Raw genomic sequence first — 20,339 nt, 5'->3', positions numbered from 1 at the left:
TTAAAATTTTAAGATTTAAGGTTATTTGAGTTAATAATTTCTAACATATGCTCTTTACCTATAGTATGAGCTGTTTTAAGTGATAGAATCCATTGGATGGTATGATCCAACTTTTCTTGTTTTTTTATACTGTCTTTTTGATTGATATAATGAAGAAGCATAAATAGTATAGAAAAAAGGAGTAAAATAATAGTCAATGCAAACGCAGGATTAAATTGTTGATAGGCGGAAGGTGATGGATTTACATCATAGATCCAATTAACTAATAAAACAAAGGCGGAAATTATAAACAATCCAATAGCTGTCATATAATTAAGCAATGATAATTGTCTTACTTGCTTTATTTTTTTTTCAGAACTTACTATCCATAATTTAAATTCTTCTTCCAAGTTTTTCCAAGAATCAGAAGTATTGTTTTGTTCTTTATTGATAAACGTAAATTCATCGGTAGTGAAATGAGTGTACACCCAATATTCCCATCCCAAGCCCAGAGCCAAAACAAGTACAATAAAAATTATAGAAAGAAAGCTGTAAAATATCTCTTGGATAATATGGTAATAAAATCCTAAACCTACTAAGACTAACCCTAATAGGGTAACTAAAAAATACTTTAAAGATCCTGAATTTTTTTTCTTCATTTGATCATTATCTTTTTTATCAATATTGTCAATGGTATTTCCTATATTTTGTTTATCTGATATATTTTTATCCATTTTATAAATTTATTAACAAAATTATATAATATTTTAATAAATTCATAAAAAATTAACGTAAAATACCACCGGTTACCATTCTACCGGAATTTATGGTTTGCCTTCTTGCCGAAAAAAATAAATTAGGTTGAGTAACCGTACATAAATTTTTTATTTCTATATGATGAGCGAGACAACCTGCTTGTTCCAGTAGCAACTGATTTGCTTTTCTAAGATCAATATGATATTTTCGGGTTTCTTTATTTTTAAAACTAATTAGATTACTATCAAAACATTCTTTAATAAAATCTTCAATGACATGATCTCCTACTTCGAAACAGTTCGCGCAAATGCACGGACCAATTCCTACTCTGATATTTTCAGGTTTGCAATTAAAATGACGAACCATTTCCGATAGAGTTTTTAAAGCAATTTTGCTAACGGTTCCTCTCCATCCTGCATGGATGGCTGCTAAAGTTTTGGTTAAAGGATCATAAAGTACTATAGGTACACAATCGGCAGTAGTTATTCCTATGCAAATTCCCTTTTCTTGAGTCAGTAAAGCATCTTTATTTTGAAGAATTTCCGATTGTTTATCACTTGTTAGATCTAAAAAATTTCGATCAATAAGTAACACATGATTGCTGTGAGTTTGAACAGGTATATATAAATTATGGGTTGAAATACCTAATTCATTACAGAGTCTTTTTCTGTTTTCAATCACATTTTTCGGATCATCCCCGGAGGTAGTTCCTAAATTGAACGATGCATAATTCCCTACACTTACTCCTCCTTCGATTGTAGTTGTAAAATGGGTTAATTCTCTGTATGCAGATAAATTATCAAATGTCAGGAAATTCATATAGTTAAAAGAGAATATTTATAAACTCATCAATTCTAGAATGTTCTATATAAATACTTAATGGGCTTCCAGCCAATTGGGACCCACTCCAACATCTACGATTAAAGGAACTTCCATACGTACGGAGTTTTCCATTGTATTTTTAATCAGTGTCGATACTTCCTTAATTTCTTCATCGGGAGCATCGAAAACCAATTCATCATGCACTTGTAACAAAAGTTTGGTTTGAAATTTTCTTTCCTGCAACAGTTCATGAATTTGTATCATGGCTATTTTAATTACATCAGCTGCTGTTCCCTGAATAGGCGCATTTACTGCATTCCTTTCTGCATGAGAACGCACTACGCTGTTTCCGGAATGGATATCCGGCAAATATCTTCTTCTTCCCAATAAGGTTTCTACATATCCGTTTTTTCGTGCTATCTGTACTTGTTCCGAAATGTATTCTTTTAAAACGGGATAAGCCTGATAATAGGCATCAATCAAACTTTTAGATTCGGATCTAGATAATCCGGTTTGTTCACTTAATCCAAATGCAGATACTCCGTAAATGATACCAAAATTAACTGTTTTCGCTTGAGAGCGCTGCTCTTTAGTCACTTGATCCATAGGTACATGAAATACTTTTGATGCGGTAGCCCTATGGAAGTCCTCACCGTTTTTAAAGGAAGTGATCATGGTGGGATCTTTACTCATGGCTGCAATGATTCTCAATTCAATTTGGGAATAATCGGCAGAAATTATTTTATGTTGAGAATCCTTTGCTATAAAGGCTTTACGTACTTCTTGCCCTCTCTCGGTTCTAATAGGAATATTTTGAAGATTGGGATTATTAGAAGCTAAACGACCGGTTGCAGCAACAGTTTGTGCAAAGGTTGTGTGTACTCTTCCCGTTAGTGGATTTACCTCATTGGGTAGGGCATCAACATAGGTTGATTTTAATTTTTGCAGCTGTCTGTATTCTAATAATAAATCTATAATTTTATGTTTATGCGCCAGTTTTAATAAAACATCTTCGCCGGTTGCATATTGCCCTGTTTTGGTTTTTCTAGGCTTAGTACCTAATTTTAATTTATCAAAAATAATATCTCCTAATTGTTTGGGTGAACTGATATTAAATTCTTCTCCCGCAAGTGAATAAATTTCTTTTTCCAACTTTGAAAGGTCTTCAACTAATTCTTTAGACATTTCACCTAATGCTTTGATATCTAAATTGATACCTTCCCATTCCATGTCTTCCAACACCTTCATTAATGGCATTTCTATATTATCAAAAAGCTTTTTAAGATTATCATGTTTGAGTTGAGGTTCAAATTTGTCTTTAAGCTGTAAGGTAATATCAGAATCTTCAACCGCATATTCTTTTTGCAATTCAATAGGAACGGAAGAAAATAATTTTTGATTTTTTCCTTTTTTTCCGATTAAAGATTCTATGGGAACAGGTTTGTAATTAAGCTCTGTTTCAGCCAACAGGTCCATATTATGCCTTGCATCGGGGTTGATTAAGTAATGCGCAATCATGGTATCAAAAAGTACCCCTTTAACTTCAACCTTATATTTTCTTAAAACTTTGCAATCGTATTTCAAGTTTTGGCCTACTTTAACTATATTTTCATCTTCGAAAACCGGCCGGAGCAGTTCTATAAATTCTTGTGTCTTTTCTTTGTCCTTAGGACTAAAAGGTACATAGTACCCTTTTGCCTTTTCATATGAAAATGAAATGCCGACTAATTCCGCGATCATGGAATCAGTTGAAGTAGTTTCCGTATCAAAGCATACAATTTTTTGCTTTAAAAGCTTATCTACCAACAATTTTACTGCCATAGGAGTTTCTGTCAGTTGATAGAGATGATCAGTATTTTCAATAGTTTTCCAGTTTGCACTTTCTTTCATTTCAATGTCCTGATCGGTTGTATCAAACAACGATCTTTGTCCATTTACCGGAGCTTTACCGGAAGAATTTTTTTCTAAATTAGATTCGCTTTCAGAGATAATATGATACGTTTTCTGAAAATTTGTAATCATATTTCTAAACTCTAATTCTTCAAAAATTTTAATGACCTCATCAACATTCGGCTGATCCACCGTTAAACTTTCATAATTAAATTCGATAGGAACATGCGTATCAATGGTTGCCAATTTTTTAGATAAAAGGCCTAGTTCCTCATTTGCTTCTACTTTTTCTCTCATTTTTCCTTTTAATTCAGAAGAATGAGCAAATAAGTTTTCAATGCTTCCGTATTCTTTAATAAATTGTTTAGCCGTTTTTTCGCCCACACCGGGTATTCCGGGTATATTGTCTACACTGTCTCCCATCATGCCCAAAAGGTCAATAACTTGAGACGGATTTTTAACTTCGAATTTTTCTTTAACAGTTTCTACATCCCAAATTTCAATATCGTTTCCTCTGGATGCCGGTTTAAAAACAAAGATATTTTCGGAAACTAATTGCGCATAGTCTTTATCCGAGGTCATCATATAGGTTGTATATCCCTCCTTTTCCGCTTTTTTTGCCAAAGTTCCAATAACATCATCGGCCTCGTACCCTTCTTTCCAAAGACAAGGAATATGTAATGCTTCCATCAGTTTATGGATATAAGGAACAGCTATGCGTATAGCCTCCGGTGTTTCTTGCCGATTGGCCTTATATTCTTTATAGACCTGATGACGGAACGTTTCTCCCACATCAAAAACTACTGCCAGATGTGATGGCTTTTCTTTTTTCATTAAATCGAAAAGCGTATTGGTAAATCCGAAAATAGCGGAAGTATTTAAACCTTTTGAATTGATTCTCGGGTTTTTTATAAAGGCATAATAAGCTCTGAATATAAGAGCATAGGCATCAATCAGAAATAGTTTTTTATCGCAATCTTGACTGGTCATTCTTTAGGGTTATCTGTGTTTTTATTTTCAAATATAAGATATTTGAAGTTAACACTTGTTGCAAAATGTAAAAAGAAAAACCCTTAAGATATTAATTGAAAAAATGTTTATATTGATTTTAAAGAAGTAAATTCTGAAAAATTCTAAAATATCAATGGTTTATACCGATAGTAATTTTAACACATAAAGGATTTATATAACAGATAAATAGAACTTTATAGAGTAGTATTTTTTTAAATGAGTTGTAAATAATAAACTTTATATAAATCGTTAAGATAAAGGTAGTAGTTGATAGCGAATTATATAAAGCTTATTATGTAAGAATTTAGTCTTCTTGACCTTTTAATTTTTCTGCATTTTCTGCAATTTTTACCGCTTCAATCATTTCATCAATATCTCCATTCATAAAGTTATCTAAGTTATAGATGGATTTATTAATACGATGATCCGTTACACGACCTTGCGGGTAATTATAAGTACGAATTTTAGCCGAACGGTCTCCGGTAGAAACCATCGTTTTTCTGTGTGCCGAAATTTTATCAAGATGCTCTTGCAACTTCATATCGTATAATTTGTTACGAAGCATTTGTAACGCCATCTCTCTATTGGCATGTTGTGAACGTGCTACCTGGCATTGAATCATTATTCCGGTGGGCTTATGCGTAAGCTGAACTTTGGTTTCTACTTTATTAACGTTCTGTCCTCCTGCTCCACTAGATCGAGCGGTTTGATATTCTAAATCTGCCGGATTAATTTCAACATCTACTTCTTCAGCTTCGGGTAAAACAGCTACGGTTATGGCCGAGGTATGTACTCTCCCTTGTGATTCGGTTTCGGGAACCCTTTGAACTCGGTGTACTCCCGATTCAAATTTCATGGTTCCGTAAGCTCCTTCTCCACTAACATTAATAATCATTTCCTTATATCCTTTAACACTACCTTCCGTAGCGTCTACTACTTCAAAGTTCCAGCCCTTTTGTCTCCAATACATGGTATACATTCGGAAGATGTCTTCCACAAAAATAGCCGATTCATCACCACCAGTTCCGGCTCTTAATTCAACGGTGATATTTTTGTCGTCTTCAGGATCTTTTGGAATTAACATATATTTTATGTTTTCTTCCATTTCAGGAATTTTGGCTAAGGCATCATTTTTTTCTTCTTTTGCCAATTCAACCATATCAGGATCAATGCCTTCTTTAATAATTTCATCGGCATCGGAAACTGTATTAAGTAAGGATTTGTATTGATGATAGATTTCTACTATTTTATTTAAGTCTTTATATTCTTTGTTTAGTTGAGCATATCTTTTTTGGTCTGAAATAACATCCGGTTGAATGATTAAATCTGATACTTCATCAAATCTTTGTTTTATAGCCTCTAATTTTGATACTAAATCTGACATATATACTGATGGTTTAAGTTTGCAAATGTACAACTTTGATAGAATATTTTCAGCTTCTTACTTTTATATATATTTTTTTAAAAATTATTTTAAAAGTTACAAGTTAGTATTTTAAATCATGAATACTATGATAGTCGATTAAACCGCAAGTTCAGTTGTTTAATTAATTATGAAGTATAGAATTCCTTTATTTAGCAACTGAAAATTGCTATTTTTCAGATGTATGGTAAAAACGTGAATTTTCAATCACTGCATCTTTAATTACACTAAAATTAACGGTATTTTCTTTTACCGGATTTAATTTTTTATCGACAACATCATACATTCCCGAGGAATAAACATTAATAATCATATTTTTTTCAATGATAGCATATTTTTGATTATATCCACAGATAAACCATTTTCTATTCTTGCAATCATATAAATTTTGGCCTACGCTATAATCGTAATATTGATTTGTAACACCCAAAACGGTATTCATAATCGTTGGAATAATATCATAATGTAAAGTTAAATGAGTATAAGTTTTTGCCGGTCTGGAAGTATCAAATACAATTAGAGGTGTGCCAATTTGATAATCTGAAAAATTTCCTCCGTGTTGCCAATATCCTTTTTTATTGTCATTAAATTCTTGTCCGTGGTCCCCTGTAATAACTACAATTGAAGAGTCTAAAAGCTTTTTCTCTTCTAATTTTTTCAATATGTTACCGATGAGACCATCAATATAATTTAATGAATTTTTATATCTGTTATAAAAAGGGATTGGATTGTAATCATCGTTTAAGGCAATATAATTTACTTCATCCAACGTCGGTTTAAACTTCACAGGAAAATCTGAAGGATAATCAAAGCCATGGGCAGAATCAAAAAATAAGAAGCTAAAAAAGGGAGTATTTTTTTTTGAATCATAGCCGTTAATAAATTTTATCCATTCATTATAAATGTCTTTATCTCTTTCAGAGGGAGAATTTCCATTCGATTCCAGTCTCAAATTTTGAATTCCTGAAAATACATTTTTATTAAAAGGGGGATTCTCAAGCGTTGAGCTGGACAAAATTGATAATGTATAGCCTTGCTTGAGTATTTCATTGAAAAAAACCGGAGATACTTGTAATCCTGTAAAATTATCATAATAAGTAGCAGGTATGGCATAAAATAGAGAAAATATGCCTCCTGTGGTCATATTTGATCCGCTTTTATGGTTTTGAAATACTTGTGATCTTTTGGACAGCTCAAAAATATGCGGGGTTATATTTTCGGTCATGCAATTAAATCTCCATGAGTCTATTACTATGAAAATTATATTCTTTTTTTGGCTATTTTCAGATAGAATGGGCTTTAAAGGATAATTGATCAATGATTTTGAGTACGAGCGACTAAGTAAAGTATTTTTTTCAATTTCTTGTTTATTAATTAAATTAAGTTTGCGAAATAGTGATTCTGAGGTTAACGGATAGAAGACTGGATATATATTTTTCATTTGAGCAATAGGCCTGTATCGGCTCGCATCAGCCCAAGCATATATCAAGTTTGTACCAACTAATAAAAATCCTACAATCACTAAGATTAGCTTAATTTTTAAATTAGGTAATTTTTTGGATAGCTTAGAAGAAATATAAAATATTAATATTTCAAGTAAAATAAGTCCAATTAGGTAAAGTATTGCAATGGTAATATTTATAGTTGAAAAATGAAAAATATCTGTAGCTCTTTTTCCAAAGACTAATTTAAATACTATAGGGGATAAATGATACCTAAATTGGCTAAATACTAGTATATCTATTTGCAGATATAATATAATAAGAATAGAAAGTAAGCTAAAAATAAGTTTAGATAGTAATTTTGATTTGGTTAAAAATAAGAATAAAAGACTCAGTAACAGTGGAACACAATTAAGAATAAAAAAATGTGTAATAAGTGAAGAAAACATATAAAAATATGTAATGAATCCGCTTAAATTTTCGGTATATTTTAAATATTTAACCCCTAAAAAAATTACCAGTAAAAAATTAAAAAAATTGGCTAAACATAATTGTTTACTAAACAAATTAATTTTCATTATATATATTTAAAAACAACAGTTTTGAATAAAGATACAAAATTTAACAAATTAATAGAACAATTTTCTTTAGTTAATATATTTAAATAGTATAAAAAACAATAAATCATCATTATTAGTAAGAAATATTTTAAAGCACCCAATGCCATTCCTGCTAGTTGGTTAGTAAAACCTAAACCTAAATTTTTTAAAATTTTTTCAATAATTCGGGATAAAAATAGAATACTTATAAATAAAATGATGAAAACGCAGACATAGCTTACCCATGCCGATGTTTCTTCTGAGATTATTTTATTTTTTAATAAAATGTGATGCATTTGAGATAAAAACAGAGAAGAAAATAAATATCCGACCGTGAGTCCTGCGATTGAAGAAATTTGTTTTAGAAAACCTTTAATATATCCTATAATTGCACCGATTATAGTGCCTCCCAATAAAATATATTCATAGTTCATTTTTAAATTTTATCTTCCTTATACTCCCCTAAGATATGTAAAAAATTGGTATTATTTTTTATCTCTTCCAATGCCTTGCGGTAATTGTCATCATTTCCCCCGGGGGTAATAATATCCGCATGAAAAGAATATTGGAAAACCGATCCTGATAAAGGCACGGATTGTATTTTAGTGATGTTCATTTTATGGTTAGCAAGAATATTTAAAACTTTTGCTAAACTACCCATTGTATGATCTGTAGTGAAGTATAAGGATGCTTTCGTAAAATTTTCAACTTTTTCCGTTTGAGGAGATAATAAATAAAAACGGGTGTAATTATCAGAAACATCATGAATATTTTCAGCCAATACTTTCAAATGATACATTTCTGCAGCCAATTTTGAGCCAATAGTCGCAATACCTTTCATTTTCTTACTATGAATGTTGTATGCGCAGGTTGCGGTATCGTCTTTAGATAATAATTTCCAATCAGGATATTTTTCAAGAAAATTTTCACATTGTAATAAAGCCATAGGATGGGTTCTAACTTCAGAAATAGAATCTAATGTTTCACCCGGTAGTGCTAATAAATGATGTTTAATCGGTAAGACCACCTCACCGACTATGTGTAACCCGTGTTTGGTAATTAAACTATAATTGGGTAAAATAGCTCCCGCTATAGAATTTTCTATGGCCATCATTCCATAGTTTGCTTTTCCATTAATTACATCCCTTACTACGGTTTTAAATGTAGGACTATCAATTATTTCCACTTTTTCATTTTGAAAAAAACGGTTTACGGCTTCATGATGAAACGATCCTTTAATCCCTTGTATTGATATTGACTTCATAAATAATGGTACTAAACACCCAATTTTTTTTATTTTTATTAATTATATTTACATAAATTTAATGGAACAGCTTTGTTCAAGCTTGAAATAAAATGTCTGTAAAAATACAAAATCTATCTAAACATTATAAAGGACAAATTGCTTTACATGCTATTTCTTTGGAAATAAAAAAAGGTGAGATTGTCGGCTTGTTAGGTCCAAATGGAGCAGGTAAAACCACCATGATGCGGTCAATTACGGGATCGTTATCTTTTGACCGGGGAAAAATTTGGATCAATGGTATGGATAATCAAGAGTTTCCATATAAAACCAAATCGTTAATTGGTTATCTTCCGGAAAATAATCCATTATATTTAGATATGTATGTTAAGGAGTATTTAAGCTTTGTATCGGATATTCATCATACTCCCAAAAGCGAGATTTCCGACATTATTGAAAAGGTAGGCCTACAAAAGGAACAAAATAAGAAAATCAGTCAATTATCTAAAGGATATAAACAACGAGTGGGACTTGCTCAAGCAATTCTCTTTGATCCTGAAATTTTAATTTTAGATGAGCCGACTAATGGTTTGGATCCCAATCAAATTATTGAAATCAGGCAATTAATTCAGGAATTAGGTAAAAAGAAAACCGTTATTTTGTCTACTCACATTATGCAAGAGGTTGAAGCCTTATGTTCAAGAGTCATACTTTTAAATAAAGGATCTATTATTCAAGATAGAAGCATTGAGGATTTTAAAGGTAAATATTTAAGTTTGGAAGAAGCTTTTTTCGAATATACCCATCATTAATTATTGAAAAAATAACAACTTTACTTTTTCTAAAATAAAACAAAACCATCCTGTGAAGTTTCTTCATCGTATAAATTGGTAGTTTCCTCATTGGTAAAATACAAATCATAGATAACATTTGAAGAAGAAATCATCTCTTGTTCAATCATTTTATCTTTACTAGATTCCATTTTTTTGGGAATTCTTTTAGGTGAACGTTTAGGAATATTGTTCGTTGGGATATTGTTCGTTGAACTGGAAGTTGATACAAACGAATTCGACGATTTAGGTGCATATAAATTATCTGTTAAAGCTAAATGGTTTTGATTTTCTAAGTTAGTACTTGTTATCGAAGAATCAGTAGTGTATTGATTTTTAGTACTATATATTCCCACCATTACAGCGAAAAATAAACAGGCTGCTGCCGGAATCCAATATATTTTTTTAGAAAATAAAGTCAAAATTTTTGGCTTATCAGGATTTATTTTTTCAATCGTATTTGAAACAATTTTCTTGTCTAAATTTTCAAAATAGTTATTTGGAATTTTGTAGGGAGACTCTGAACGGTTATTAATTAACGATTTGGAAACAATACGTTTCTCCAACTGAGCAAAATAATTTTCAGGGGTTTGGAAAGGAGTAGATTTATTTTTATTAACGTTATTCATACAAGGTTTTAAATAAACTATTTTTCAATATTGGCTAAAAGAAATTGTTCAACTTTTTTAGAAGCATGATGATAGGAAGACTTCAAGGCCCCTACAGATGTTTCCAGTATTTCCGACATATCTTCATATTTTATATTGTCAAAATACTTCATATTAAATACAATTCGTTGTTTTTCGGGTAATTCGGCTATGGCTTGTTGCAATTTGAATTGAATTTCATCTCCATCAAAAAAATTATCATCTTTGAGTTGAGAAGACAACTGAATGACTAATTCATCGCTTCTTATATTTTTTTTCTGAGCAGCACTATTAATAAAATTCAGCGATTCATTAGTTGCTATTTTGTATATCCAGGTTTTAAGGCTAGAATTTCTTTTAAATCCGGATAAATTTTGAAAAACTTTAATAAATACATTTTGAGTTATATCGTCTGCATCTGCATGAGTATAGACAATTTTACGTATATGCCAATATATGGGTTGACTATACCTTTTTACCAGCAGTCTGAATCCGCTGTTAACATCTTTTTCTAAAAGAAGTAAAAGTTCTGTTTCGTCCATTTTTATTCCTTATTATTAAGACAATAAGAAATTAGAAAAGTTTAATTTCAATTAATAATTTCATGCATTATAATAAAAATATTCTTTATTAAAGGAATGTTATTTCAAAAAAATTAGAAATTATTTTTAAATATATAAAATAAATTATGGGATTAAACCAACGGCCTGTTATTTGATATAATAGTTTGATAACTAGCAGCATATTATTTTGTTATCTCAATTACAACGATTACCGTTAAATACTAAAAAATGGAAGAAAAAGAAATTATACTAATAACCGGCGCCCACGGAGCGGTTGCCAACCAATTATCGACACTCTTAAAAAGTTACTCTCTCCGTTATATTACCAGAAAAAAAACCAAATCGAATGAATATGAATGGGATATTGAAAAGCAATATTTGGATACCAACGCTTTAGATGGAGTTAAACATATTTTTCATCTAGCCGGTGCAGGTATTGCCGATGAAAGATGGTCGGATGAAAGAAAAAAAGTTATTCTTTCCAGCCGAGTAGATTCGGCCAAACTTATTCTAAAAACTCTAAAGGATAGGAATCAAAAAATACAAACTTTTATTAGTGGTTCGGCTTCCGGCTATTATGGCAATACCACTTCAGACAAGATATATAAAGAAACAGATTCTAAGGGTGATGATTTTTTAAGTGAAGTATGTTTTCAATGGGAATCAGCAGCTGATGAATTTTTATCAGAAGGCATAGCCGACAGAGTTGTAAAAATAAGGACAGGTATATCTTTATCTAAAAATAAAAAAGGCGTTTTATATAAAATTAAAAAAATGGTAAACTATTATATAGGTGCCTGTCTCGGTTCAGGAAAACAGTATATACCGTGGATACATATTGATGATCTATGTTCAATGTATAAGTATGTTTTGGTAAATGAAGGTTTACAAGGCACTTACAATGCGGTGGCTCCTTCCTACACAACTAACAAAGATTTAACTGTTGCCATTGCCAAAAAGTTAAATAAACCTCTATTTTTACCTAATGTGCCCGGTTTTATATTGCGCTGGTTATTTGGTGAAGTTTCTACACTTTTATTGGATGGCAGCAGAATTTCATCTGAGAAAATTCGCACAGCCGGGTTTACTTTTAAATATCCCGATTTAGATAGTGCTTTAGATTCTTTATTATAGTTCTAAGAATAACGTTTATAATAGATAAAAGTTTAAACGAAGTCGTAATCTTTTCATATAAAAAGTTTGTGCTCAATTATAATTTTTTATAATTGAGCACAAAACAAATTATTATTATTTATAAATTTATTGTAAATAGTCTAAAGACTTTTTAATAGCAATTTCCAATCCTGATAAATCGCTTCCTCCTGCTGTGGCAAAAGAGGGTTGTCCTCCACCGCCGCCTTTTATTTCTTTGGATAAAGCTTTTACGATCGTTCCCGCATGTAAATTTTTAGTTTTAATTAAATCTTCAGAAATTCCTATGGAAAGTGTAGGTTTTTGATCTGTATGAGTACCTATGATAATAAACAAATTGGAAATTTCATTCTTTAGTTGAAAAATTAAATCTTTTACTGATGCATTACTTAAGTCGGTCTGTAATCCAAGGTAATTTACTCCATTCACTTGAGTAATTGAATTTTTCCAAAGTATTTTTTCATGATTTGCTTTTTCTTTGTTGAGTTGCTCAACTTGTTTTTTTAGTTGATCATTCTCCGAATATAATTTCTCAATGGATTTAATAGGATCATCCGGCTGTTTCAAAAAGCTTTTTAAACGATCATATTGACTGAATTGATCTTTAAGAAACGCTATTCCCGTTTCGCCGGTAATCGCTTCAATTCTTCGTACTCCTGCGGAACTGGAAGATTCACTCATAATTTTAAAAAATATGATTTCATGAGTATTTTTTACATGGGTTCCTCCACATAATTCAACCGAATTTCCAAATTTAATTACCCGTACTAAATCACCATATTTTTCGCCAAAAAGAGCCATAGCTCCCATATCAATGGCTTTTTTAAATGGAACTGCCCTATTTTCGTCTAATTCGATTCTTTCATAAATTTTGGTGTTGACCATCATTTCAACTTTTTGTATTTCTTCCGGACTCATTTTGCTGAAATGGGAAAAGTCAAAACGTAAATAGTCCGCTCCTACATAAGAACCTTTTTGTTCAACATGTTTACCTAGTACTTCCCGCAATGCTTCATGTAAAAGGTGGGTTGCCGAGTGGTTTTTGGTTATTGCCTCTCTTCTTTTGCTGTCTACCTTTGCATTAAATGGAAATTCAGGGTATTTCGGAAGTTCTTTAACCGTATGAATAATTAAATTATTTTCCTTTTTAGTATTTAGAATTTCAATTTTTTCATTTAAATTTTCAATATACCCTATATCCCCTACTTGTCCTCCACTTTCGGCATAAAACGGGGTAATTTGAAATACTAATTGATAAAATTCTCCTTCTTTATTTTCTACCTTACGATATCTTGTTATTTTAACATGAGTTTCCAAAAAATCGTAACCTACAAATTCCTCAACATCATCTTCTTGTAAGATAACCCAATCATAATTTTTAAAAGTGGATGCAGATTTGGAACGAGCTTTTTGTTTGCTCATTTCTTCATTAAAGCCATTTTCATCAATGGTTTTTCCATGATCCTCTGCAATTATTCGAGATAAATCTGAAGGAAAACCATAGGTATCGTATAATTCAAAAACAACATCTCCGGGTATGATTTCTAATTTCGGATTGTTTTCCATAAAATTAGCCAATCGTACCAATCCTTGATCCAGTGTTCTTAAAAATCCAATTTCTTCTTCTTTTATAATTTCTGATATAAGGCTTTCTTGTTTAGAAATTTCGGGAAAAAACTCTCCCATTTGATTATTTAGAATTGGAACCAGCTTGTATAAAATAGGTTCTTTGATATGCAATACTCGGTATGCATAACCAATGGCCCGTCTTAAAATTCTTCGTATTACATATCCTGCTCCGGAATTAGAAGGTAACTGTCCGTCGGCTATAGAGAATGTGATAGCTCTTACGTGATCTGCCAAAACTCGCATAGCTATATCAACGTTAGTGTTTTCGCCGTATTTTAGTTCGGATATTTCTTCTATTTTTTTTATTAAGGGAGTAAATACATCTGTATCGTAATTAGAAATTTTGCCTTGTAATACCATACAAAGCCTTTCAAATCCCATTCCCGTATCTACATTTTTTTTAGGAAGTTTTTCTAAACTGCCGTCCGCTTTACGGAGAAATTCCATAAAAACCAGGTTCCAAACTTCTATGACTTGCGGATGGTCATGATTAACTAAATCTTTACCGTCGATTTTTTTTCTTTCTTCATCCGAACGGATATCAACATGTATTTCGGAAGAAGGCCCACAAGGTCCTGTTTCTCCCATTTCCCAAAAGTTGTCTTTTTTGTTACCGAGAAGTATTCGATCTTCTGAAATATGTTCTTTCCAAAAGTTGTAGGCTTCCATATCTTTTTCTAAGCCTTCTTCTGCATCTCCTTCAAATATGGTAACATAGAGCCTGTCTTTTGAAATTTGAAATACATCAGTTAACAATTCCCAAGCCCATTCAATAGCTTCTTTTTTAAAATAGTCTCCAAAACTCCAGTTTCCAAGCATTTCAAACATGGTGTGATGATAGGTATCTTTACCAACATCATCCAAATCATTATGTTTTCCTGAAACCCGTAAACATTTTTGAGTGTCGGCCGTACGCTTATTTTTAGGTTCTTTATAGCCTAAAAAATAATCCTTAAACTGTGTCATTCCGGAATTGGAAAACATGAGTGTAGGATCATCTTTTAAAACAATCGGAGCAGACGGAACTATACTATGTTGTTTAGATTTAAAAAAATCCAGAAAAGTTTTTCGTATTTCTTTAGAAGTCATTTTTACTACTTGGTTTTTGGAGCTACAAAAATAAGAATTTTAAAATTTCGTTTAAAAAAATTAATTTATTTCTGCGTTTTGTTTAAAATTTATGATATCCTTTAAATCATTCATGGTGTATTGCATCCACTCGATTTGTTTTTTAATTTTTCCCTCTTTATCAAAATAGAACCATGAAGTGAATTTCATGGAATGTATTAATTTATCCTTATAATAATAGGGATTATATTGCCCACTGACTGCTACGATGCTATCATTCGAAACTATTTCTTTAATTGTTACGCTTTCGGGATAATCTTGATGTTTTTTGAAATTTTTGTCATTCCAACTGTTCTCATACATATCCAAAATTATATTTTTGCCTTCCAATAAAGATTGTGAAACTGCATCTACCCATTTAGGATTGTTGTCCGTATAAAAGCCTATAAGTTGTTTAGCGTCTTTTCTTTGAGCATATATTTTATAAAATTCTTCTACATTCTTTATATTTTTCTTTTTCTTAATTGAAGTACACGATAGTAAGACGAGGCATAAAAGAAAATAAGAAACAATTTTTTTCATTATATAATTACGTTTAGTTGTCAAAAATAATACTATTAATTTATATTTATTTATCAATAAAACATTTGTTTTTAATAGAGTGAATTTCATTTATGAATAAGAGTGAAAAAAATTAACAAAAACAATATAATTTAACATTTTTTTAACTATCTCATTGAAACCCTTTATTTAAAATAAATGTAGAAGTTTTCATATGTATGCTTACCATATGTGAAATGTATTTAAGAATATTTTAGATAATGAGATTGTAATTTTGCAGCACAAAAGAGTAAAACTAAAATATGAAGAAAGTAACTTTAGTATTGATGATTATTTTATTAGTGTCTCTATCATTTACATTTTTTCACAGTGAAGAATTGGTAAAAGCTTCTTCCCTTTCTCATGTATCCGGTGACACTATTAAAGTAAATTACCAAAATGACAGTTTGACAAGTAACGTTTCCAAAGAAGAGTTAGATAGTAATGAAAAATCCACTCTTTCCGGGCGTGTTTCTTGGTATGGAGGAAAGTTTCACGGTCGATTGACTTCAAGTGGAGAAAGATATAACATGAATGATTTTACTGCTGCTCATAAAACATTACCATTTGGGACGAAAGTTAAAATTATAAATCCAAAAAATGGTAAAGAAGTTATTGTACGAATTACTGATCGTGGACCATTTGTACCTAAAAGAGAATTTGATTTAAGTAAAGCTGCTTTTGCAGAATTAACAAGCTTAAATGCAGGAGTCATAAAAGTTAATTATGAAATATTGTAATTTCATTACTTAAAAAAATTTTAATTATAAACTCCGGTTATTGTAACCGGAGTTTTTTTGTTTATAAATAGGAAATCTTTCTTTTAAAACTTTTAAAATGAAATGGAGTAAATAAGTTGTATTTTAAAAAATATCTTTGATAAGACTTCAATTATTTTTCATTATTTACGTATAAGTTATTAGGTAGTTAATTGTTTAAATTTGAATACCCAATTCTTATAAAAATTTTTAATTGATATTTCTATATTCATTAGGAGTAATACCTAATTGATTTTTAAAAAATCGGGTAAAATGTTGAGGGTATTTAAATCCAAGTTCATAAGCGATTTCAGAAATATTTTTATTCAGATCTAAAATTTTTTCTTTAGCTAAATAAATAACTTTTTCTTGGATATATTCTTGAGCTGATTTTCCGGTTTCTTTTTTTACTAAATCTCCAAAATAGTTGGATGATAAATTCAATTGTGAGGCGCAAAAGGCTACCGAAGGTAAACCCAAATTTTTTGAATTATCTGAAGAAAAATATTCATAAAGTAGTTTTTCAAATTTTTCTAAAATTCCTTTATTAATATCTTTTCTTGTATCGAATTGACGATCAAAAAAACGAGAACTATAATTTAATAGTAGTTCAATATTGGTAGTGATCAGTGTATTGCTGTGTTTATCTATAGGTTGTTCAATTTCATATTGAATATTCTTAAAACATTCTAAAACCATTTGTTTTTCTTTGTCGGATAGATGTAAAGCTTCGTTGCTGTCATAAGAAAAAAATGAGTATTTTTTTATGTCTTTACCTAGTTGAGTTCCAAGTAATAGATCGGGATGGAAAAATAATCCCCATCCTTTTGGTGCATAGGTGGTTACATTGGGCTCCACTTTCATAATCTGTCCGGGTGAAATAAATACAAGAGAGCCTTCTTGGAAATCATAGGTATTTCTTCCATATTTTAATTCACCGCATTTTAATTCTTTTAAGAATATGGCATATAAACCGTAATTGAATGTTTGAGCTGTTATCGGTTTAGTTTTTGATAAATCAAGTACGTTAACTAATGGATGAGTGGTTTCAACTCCTCGCATGGTATTATAGGTTTTAACACTATCTATAGTTATAATTTTTTCCATTTAAGATGATCATTAGATTCATTCAAATTTACGTAAAACATGTTTTTAACTCGTATAAGAAATTAATAATCAGTAAAATTGATAATAATTTCAGTAAATTATATAAAATTTAAGCTAACTTTTAAAAGTATCTTTGTTGATATAAATTTACTATTAAATATTTTTAAATGAAAACAAGAATATTAGGAAAAAATGGACTTGAGGTTTCCGAATTAGGTTTGGGTTGTATGGGTTTAAGTTTTGGTTTAGGTCCTTCCACTGAAAAAAAAGAAGCAATAAAAGTAATACAAACTGCTTACGATTCCGGAATAACTTTTTTTGATACAGCTGAAGTATATGGTCCCTTTACGAATGAAGAACTGTTAGGAGAAGCGGTAAAAGAATTTAGAAGTAAAATAAAAATAGCCTCCAAATTTGGATTTAAAGATGGAAATTCTGCCAATCCGCCCGACAGTAGACCGGAAAGTATCAGAAAAGCTCTGGAAGGCTCACTTAAAAGATTAAAAACCGATTATATTGATTTGTATTATCAACATCGAGTTGATAAAAATGTACCGATTGAAGAGGTGGCAGGAACAATCAAAGATTTAATGAAAGAAGGCAAAATTAAACATTGGGGATTATCGGAAGCAGGTCCTCAAACGATAAGAAAAGCCCATGCCGTTCAACCGGTTACTGCTCTGCAAAGTGAATATTCCTTATTTTACAGAGATCCTGAAAAAGAGATTATTCCTACACTGGGAGAGTTAGGGATAGGATTTGTTACATTTAGTCCACTAGGCAAAGGTTTCTTAACCGGAACCATTAATGAAAATACCCGGTTTGACAAAAATGATTTTAGGAATATAGTTCCTCGTTTATCGGCTGAAAACAGGAAAAAAAACTTTGTATTAATTGATTTTATAAAATCTATCGGTACAGAACTTAATGCAACACCTGCCCAAGTTGCTATCTCTTGGTTATTAGCTCAAAAGCCATGGATTGTTCCCATACCGGGTACTACTAAATTAAATCGTTTGAAAGAAAACATAGAAGCAACTTCTCTAAAATTAAGTCCTGAAGTTTTAAATCGAATCAATGAAGGATTGTCTAAAATTAATATTGTTGGAGATCGATATCCGGAAAATCTTAATAAAATGATTGATAAGAATTAAAAGAATTATAGTTGGATAGGGTTTGTAATGAGTTAAGATTGCTAAGCAATTTTATATGAGTTCATGAATGCCTAAAATTATTCAATTATATTATTTTTTTTTTGCTTATTTGTGACAACCGTTGATTGTCATATAATTTAAGTAATTGTAATTTTATATAAGGGGCTGATATAAATTATTAATCAGCCCCATTATTATATTGTTTATCAATGTGTAAAAGCAAATGCGTAAATAAGAATTTTTTTAAATCAAAAGAATCTCCGGATAAAAATGATTATTGATAGCCGGCAAAATTTTAAATAAATAGGATTACTAAACTAATTCGCCATAAAGGTCAAAATCTTCTGCACGATTAATTTTAACAGATAAAAAGCTTCCTACGGATAAATATACATCATGGGCTGAAATTAAAACTTCATTGTCCACATCCGGTGAATCGTATTCAGTACGGGCAATATAATAATCTCCTTCTTTTCTATCTATAATACACTTATAGGTTTTACCGATCTTTTCTTGATTTAATTCCCACGAAATTTGAGACTGTATTTCCATGATTTCATTTACTCGATTCATTTTTTCTTCTTCAGAAAGAGAATCTTCTAATGAATAAGCGGACGTGTTTTCCTCATGGGAATAAGAGAAACAACCTAAACGATCAAATCGTTGTTCTATAACCCAATTTTTTAATTCTTCAAAATGTTCTTGAGTTTCTCCCGGATAGCCTACAATTAAGGTTGTCCTAATTGCCATGTCGGGAACTTTCGAACGGAAATCAGTCAACAATCGGTTGGTTTTTTCTTTGGTAGTTCCTCTTTTCATGGATTTTAATATATCGCTTGAAATATGTTGGAGAGGAATATCAATATAATTGCAAATTTTAGATTCATTTTTCATAAGTTCCAGAACGTCCATAGGAAATCCTGTAGGGAAAGCATAATGCAGACGAATCCACTCAATACCTTCCACTTTAATAAGCTCTTTTAATAAATCTGCGAGAGCTCTTTTTTTGTATAAGTCTAAACCGTAATAAGTTAAATCTTGAGCAATTAAAATTAATTCTTTGGTTCCACCTCGAGCCAACGATTGAGCTTCTTTTACCAATTCTTCAATGGGAGTTGAATTATGCTTTCCACGGATTAAAGGAATTGCACAAAAACTACACGGTCGATCGCAACCTTCCGAAATTTTTAAATAAGCATAATGTCTAGGAGTGGTAATTAATTTTTCTCCTACCAATTCATGTTTATAATCAGCACCTAAAGCTTTTAGTAATAAGGGCAATTCACGAGTACCGAAATATTGGTCGACATTAGGAATTTCTTTTTCTAAATCGGGTTTATATCTTTCCGAAAGGCATCCGGTAACAAATATTTTTTCAATAGTTCCTTCTTCTTTTTGTTTAACACATTCTAAAATAGTATTAATACTTTCTTCTTTGGCATTATCTATAAATCCGCATGTATTAATTACTACAATGTCTCCATTTTGTTCATGAACAACCTCTTTGTTATTGGCTTTTAATTGATTGATGAGAACTTCAGAATCGTAAATATTTTTAGAACAGCCTAAAGTTATAACGTTAATTTTTTTTTTCCCAACAGATTTTGTTCGCATTCGCTGTTATTTTTAATAAGGCAAATTTATTTATATTTTTATGAAATGTATA

General features: G+C 30.7%; 17 protein-coding genes. 4 read left to right on the top strand and 13 right to left on the bottom strand.

Going from position 1 to position 20,339, the window contains the following annotated elements; translation table 11 throughout:
* Positions 1-8: 8 nt before the first annotated feature.
* From C4S75_RS07035 to C4S75_RS07005, 7 genes are all read right to left on the bottom strand, one after another.
* Positions 9-713, bottom strand: coding sequence for a hypothetical protein (locus C4S75_RS07035; protein ID WP_105297593.1), 705 nt, complete (start codon positions 711-713; stop codon positions 9-11).
* Between the two features lie 52 nt (positions 714-765).
* Positions 766-1,554 carry a peptidoglycan editing factor PgeF gene (gene pgeF / locus C4S75_RS07030; protein WP_105297592.1) on the bottom strand — a complete coding sequence of 263 codons (789 nt, stop codon included), beginning with the start codon at positions 1,552-1,554 and terminating at the stop codon, positions 766-768.
* Between the two features lie 57 nt (positions 1,555-1,611).
* The gene (gene polA, locus C4S75_RS07025) at positions 1,612-4,437 is read right to left on the bottom strand and encodes a DNA polymerase I (RefSeq protein ID WP_105297591.1); all 2,826 of its coding nucleotides are present in this window, start codon (positions 4,435-4,437) and stop codon (positions 1,612-1,614) included.
* Between the two features lie 325 nt (positions 4,438-4,762).
* A complete protein-coding gene (gene prfA, locus C4S75_RS07020; RefSeq protein ID WP_105297590.1) occupies positions 4,763-5,842 on the bottom strand; it encodes a peptide chain release factor 1 in 1,080 nt (359 codons plus the stop codon).
* 208 nt (positions 5,843-6,050) lie between these two features.
* Positions 6,051-7,901, bottom strand: coding sequence for a DUF3413 domain-containing protein (locus C4S75_RS07015; RefSeq protein ID WP_105297589.1), 1,851 nt, complete (start codon positions 7,899-7,901; stop codon positions 6,051-6,053).
* Complete coding sequence (locus C4S75_RS07010) at positions 7,901-8,356, bottom strand: CvpA family protein (RefSeq protein ID WP_105297588.1); 456 nt, start codon at positions 8,354-8,356, stop codon at positions 7,901-7,903. The genes C4S75_RS07015 and C4S75_RS07010 overlap by 1 nt, the downstream gene beginning before the upstream one ends.
* A gap of 2 nt (positions 8,357-8,358) precedes the next feature.
* On the bottom strand, positions 8,359-9,186 hold the full coding sequence (locus C4S75_RS07005) for a prephenate dehydratase (RefSeq protein ID WP_105297587.1): 828 nt from the start codon (positions 9,184-9,186) through the stop codon (positions 8,359-8,361).
* A gap of 92 nt (positions 9,187-9,278) precedes the next feature.
* Here C4S75_RS07005 and C4S75_RS07000 point away from each other — a divergent pair, with 92 nt between their 5' ends.
* The gene (locus tag C4S75_RS07000) at positions 9,279-9,977 is read left to right on the top strand and encodes an ABC transporter ATP-binding protein (protein WP_105297586.1); all 699 of its coding nucleotides are present in this window, start codon (positions 9,279-9,281) and stop codon (positions 9,975-9,977) included.
* A gap of 29 nt (positions 9,978-10,006) precedes the next feature.
* On the opposite strand, the gene C4S75_RS06995 is transcribed toward C4S75_RS07000, so the two are convergent.
* Complete coding sequence (locus C4S75_RS06995) at positions 10,007-10,624, bottom strand: hypothetical protein (protein WP_105297585.1); 618 nt, start codon at positions 10,622-10,624, stop codon at positions 10,007-10,009.
* A 17-nt stretch (positions 10,625-10,641) separates the two neighbouring features.
* Entirely contained in the window at positions 10,642-11,184 is a 543-nt protein-coding gene (locus tag C4S75_RS06990; RefSeq protein WP_105297584.1) for an RNA polymerase sigma factor, read from the bottom strand.
* A 249-nt stretch (positions 11,185-11,433) separates the two neighbouring features.
* Here C4S75_RS06990 and C4S75_RS06985 point away from each other — a divergent pair, with 249 nt between their 5' ends.
* Positions 11,434-12,339 carry a TIGR01777 family oxidoreductase gene (locus tag C4S75_RS06985; RefSeq protein ID WP_105297583.1) on the top strand — a complete coding sequence of 302 codons (906 nt, stop codon included), beginning with the start codon at positions 11,434-11,436 and terminating at the stop codon, positions 12,337-12,339.
* Positions 12,340-12,465: 126 nt separating this feature from the next.
* On the opposite strand, the gene alaS is transcribed toward C4S75_RS06985, so the two are convergent.
* Positions 12,466-15,075 carry an alanine--tRNA ligase gene (alaS, locus tag C4S75_RS06980; protein WP_105297582.1) on the bottom strand — a complete coding sequence of 870 codons (2,610 nt, stop codon included), beginning with the start codon at positions 15,073-15,075 and terminating at the stop codon, positions 12,466-12,468.
* A gap of 60 nt (positions 15,076-15,135) precedes the next feature.
* Positions 15,136-15,636, bottom strand: a complete 501-nt coding sequence (locus C4S75_RS06975) for a hypothetical protein (protein WP_146105591.1) — start codon at positions 15,634-15,636, stop codon at positions 15,136-15,138.
* Between the two features lie 281 nt (positions 15,637-15,917).
* Between C4S75_RS06975 and C4S75_RS06970 the strand changes: the two genes are divergently transcribed.
* Entirely contained in the window at positions 15,918-16,394 is a 477-nt protein-coding gene (locus C4S75_RS06970) for a septal ring lytic transglycosylase RlpA family protein (RefSeq protein ID WP_221404066.1), read from the top strand.
* A gap of 228 nt (positions 16,395-16,622) precedes the next feature.
* Here C4S75_RS06970 and C4S75_RS06965 read toward each other — a convergent pair whose 3' ends face one another.
* A complete protein-coding gene (locus C4S75_RS06965; RefSeq protein WP_105297580.1) occupies positions 16,623-17,519 on the bottom strand; it encodes an AraC family transcriptional regulator in 897 nt (298 codons plus the stop codon).
* A gap of 167 nt (positions 17,520-17,686) precedes the next feature.
* Between C4S75_RS06965 and C4S75_RS06960 the strand changes: the two genes are divergently transcribed.
* Complete coding sequence (locus C4S75_RS06960; RefSeq protein WP_105297579.1) at positions 17,687-18,673, top strand: aldo/keto reductase; 987 nt, start codon at positions 17,687-17,689, stop codon at positions 18,671-18,673.
* A gap of 312 nt (positions 18,674-18,985) precedes the next feature.
* Here the strand turns inward: C4S75_RS06960 and rimO are convergent, their stop codons facing one another.
* Positions 18,986-20,287, bottom strand: a complete 1,302-nt coding sequence (gene rimO / locus C4S75_RS06955; protein ID WP_105297578.1) for a 30S ribosomal protein S12 methylthiotransferase RimO — start codon at positions 20,285-20,287, stop codon at positions 18,986-18,988.
* Positions 20,288-20,339: the final 52 nt, after the last annotated feature.

Origin of the sequence: Apibacter sp. wkB309, from assembly GCF_002964915.1 — a bacterium.
Classification (GTDB): domain Bacteria; phylum Bacteroidota; class Bacteroidia; order Flavobacteriales; family Weeksellaceae; genus Apibacter.
The sequence above is the reverse complement of the archived record's forward strand: the minus strand, read 5'-3'. Positions and strand labels throughout refer to the sequence as shown.

What these genes read in the sequence shown, in the direction of transcription:
- C4S75_RS07035 (WP_105297593.1), bottom strand. Translation starts at nt 713, where the DNA reads ATGGATAAAAATATATCAGATAAACAAAATATAGGAAATACCATTGAC.
- pgeF (WP_105297592.1), bottom strand. Translation starts at nt 1,554, where the DNA reads ATGAATTTCCTGACATTTGATAATTTATCTGCATACAGAGAATTAACC.
- polA (WP_105297591.1), bottom strand. Translation starts at nt 4,437, where the DNA reads ATGACCAGTCAAGATTGCGATAAAAAACTATTTCTGATTGATGCCTAT.
- prfA (WP_105297590.1), bottom strand. Translation starts at nt 5,842, where the DNA reads ATGTCAGATTTAGTATCAAAATTAGAGGCTATAAAACAAAGATTTGAT.
- C4S75_RS07015 (WP_105297589.1), bottom strand. Translation starts at nt 7,901, where the DNA reads ATGAAAATTAATTTGTTTAGTAAACAATTATGTTTAGCCAATTTTTTT.
- C4S75_RS07010 (WP_105297588.1), bottom strand. Translation starts at nt 8,356, where the DNA reads ATGAACTATGAATATATTTTATTGGGAGGCACTATAATCGGTGCAATT.
- C4S75_RS07005 (WP_105297587.1), bottom strand. Translation starts at nt 9,186, where the DNA reads ATGAAGTCAATATCAATACAAGGGATTAAAGGATCGTTTCATCATGAA.
- C4S75_RS07000 (WP_105297586.1), top strand. Translation starts at nt 9,279, where the DNA reads ATGTCTGTAAAAATACAAAATCTATCTAAACATTATAAAGGACAAATT.
- C4S75_RS06995 (WP_105297585.1), bottom strand. Translation starts at nt 10,624, where the DNA reads ATGAATAACGTTAATAAAAATAAATCTACTCCTTTCCAAACCCCTGAA.
- C4S75_RS06990 (WP_105297584.1), bottom strand. Translation starts at nt 11,184, where the DNA reads ATGGACGAAACAGAACTTTTACTTCTTTTAGAAAAAGATGTTAACAGC.
- C4S75_RS06985 (WP_105297583.1), top strand. Translation starts at nt 11,434, where the DNA reads ATGGAAGAAAAAGAAATTATACTAATAACCGGCGCCCACGGAGCGGTT.
- alaS (WP_105297582.1), bottom strand. Translation starts at nt 15,075, where the DNA reads ATGACTTCTAAAGAAATACGAAAAACTTTTCTGGATTTTTTTAAATCT.
- C4S75_RS06975 (WP_146105591.1), bottom strand. Translation starts at nt 15,636, where the DNA reads ATGAAAAAAATTGTTTCTTATTTTCTTTTATGCCTCGTCTTACTATCG.
- C4S75_RS06970 (WP_221404066.1), top strand. Translation starts at nt 15,918, where the DNA reads ATGAAGAAAGTAACTTTAGTATTGATGATTATTTTATTAGTGTCTCTA.
- C4S75_RS06965 (WP_105297580.1), bottom strand. Translation starts at nt 17,519, where the DNA reads ATGGAAAAAATTATAACTATAGATAGTGTTAAAACCTATAATACCATG.
- C4S75_RS06960 (WP_105297579.1), top strand. Translation starts at nt 17,687, where the DNA reads ATGAAAACAAGAATATTAGGAAAAAATGGACTTGAGGTTTCCGAATTA.
- rimO (WP_105297578.1), bottom strand. Translation starts at nt 20,287, where the DNA reads ATGCGAACAAAATCTGTTGGGAAAAAAAAAATTAACGTTATAACTTTA.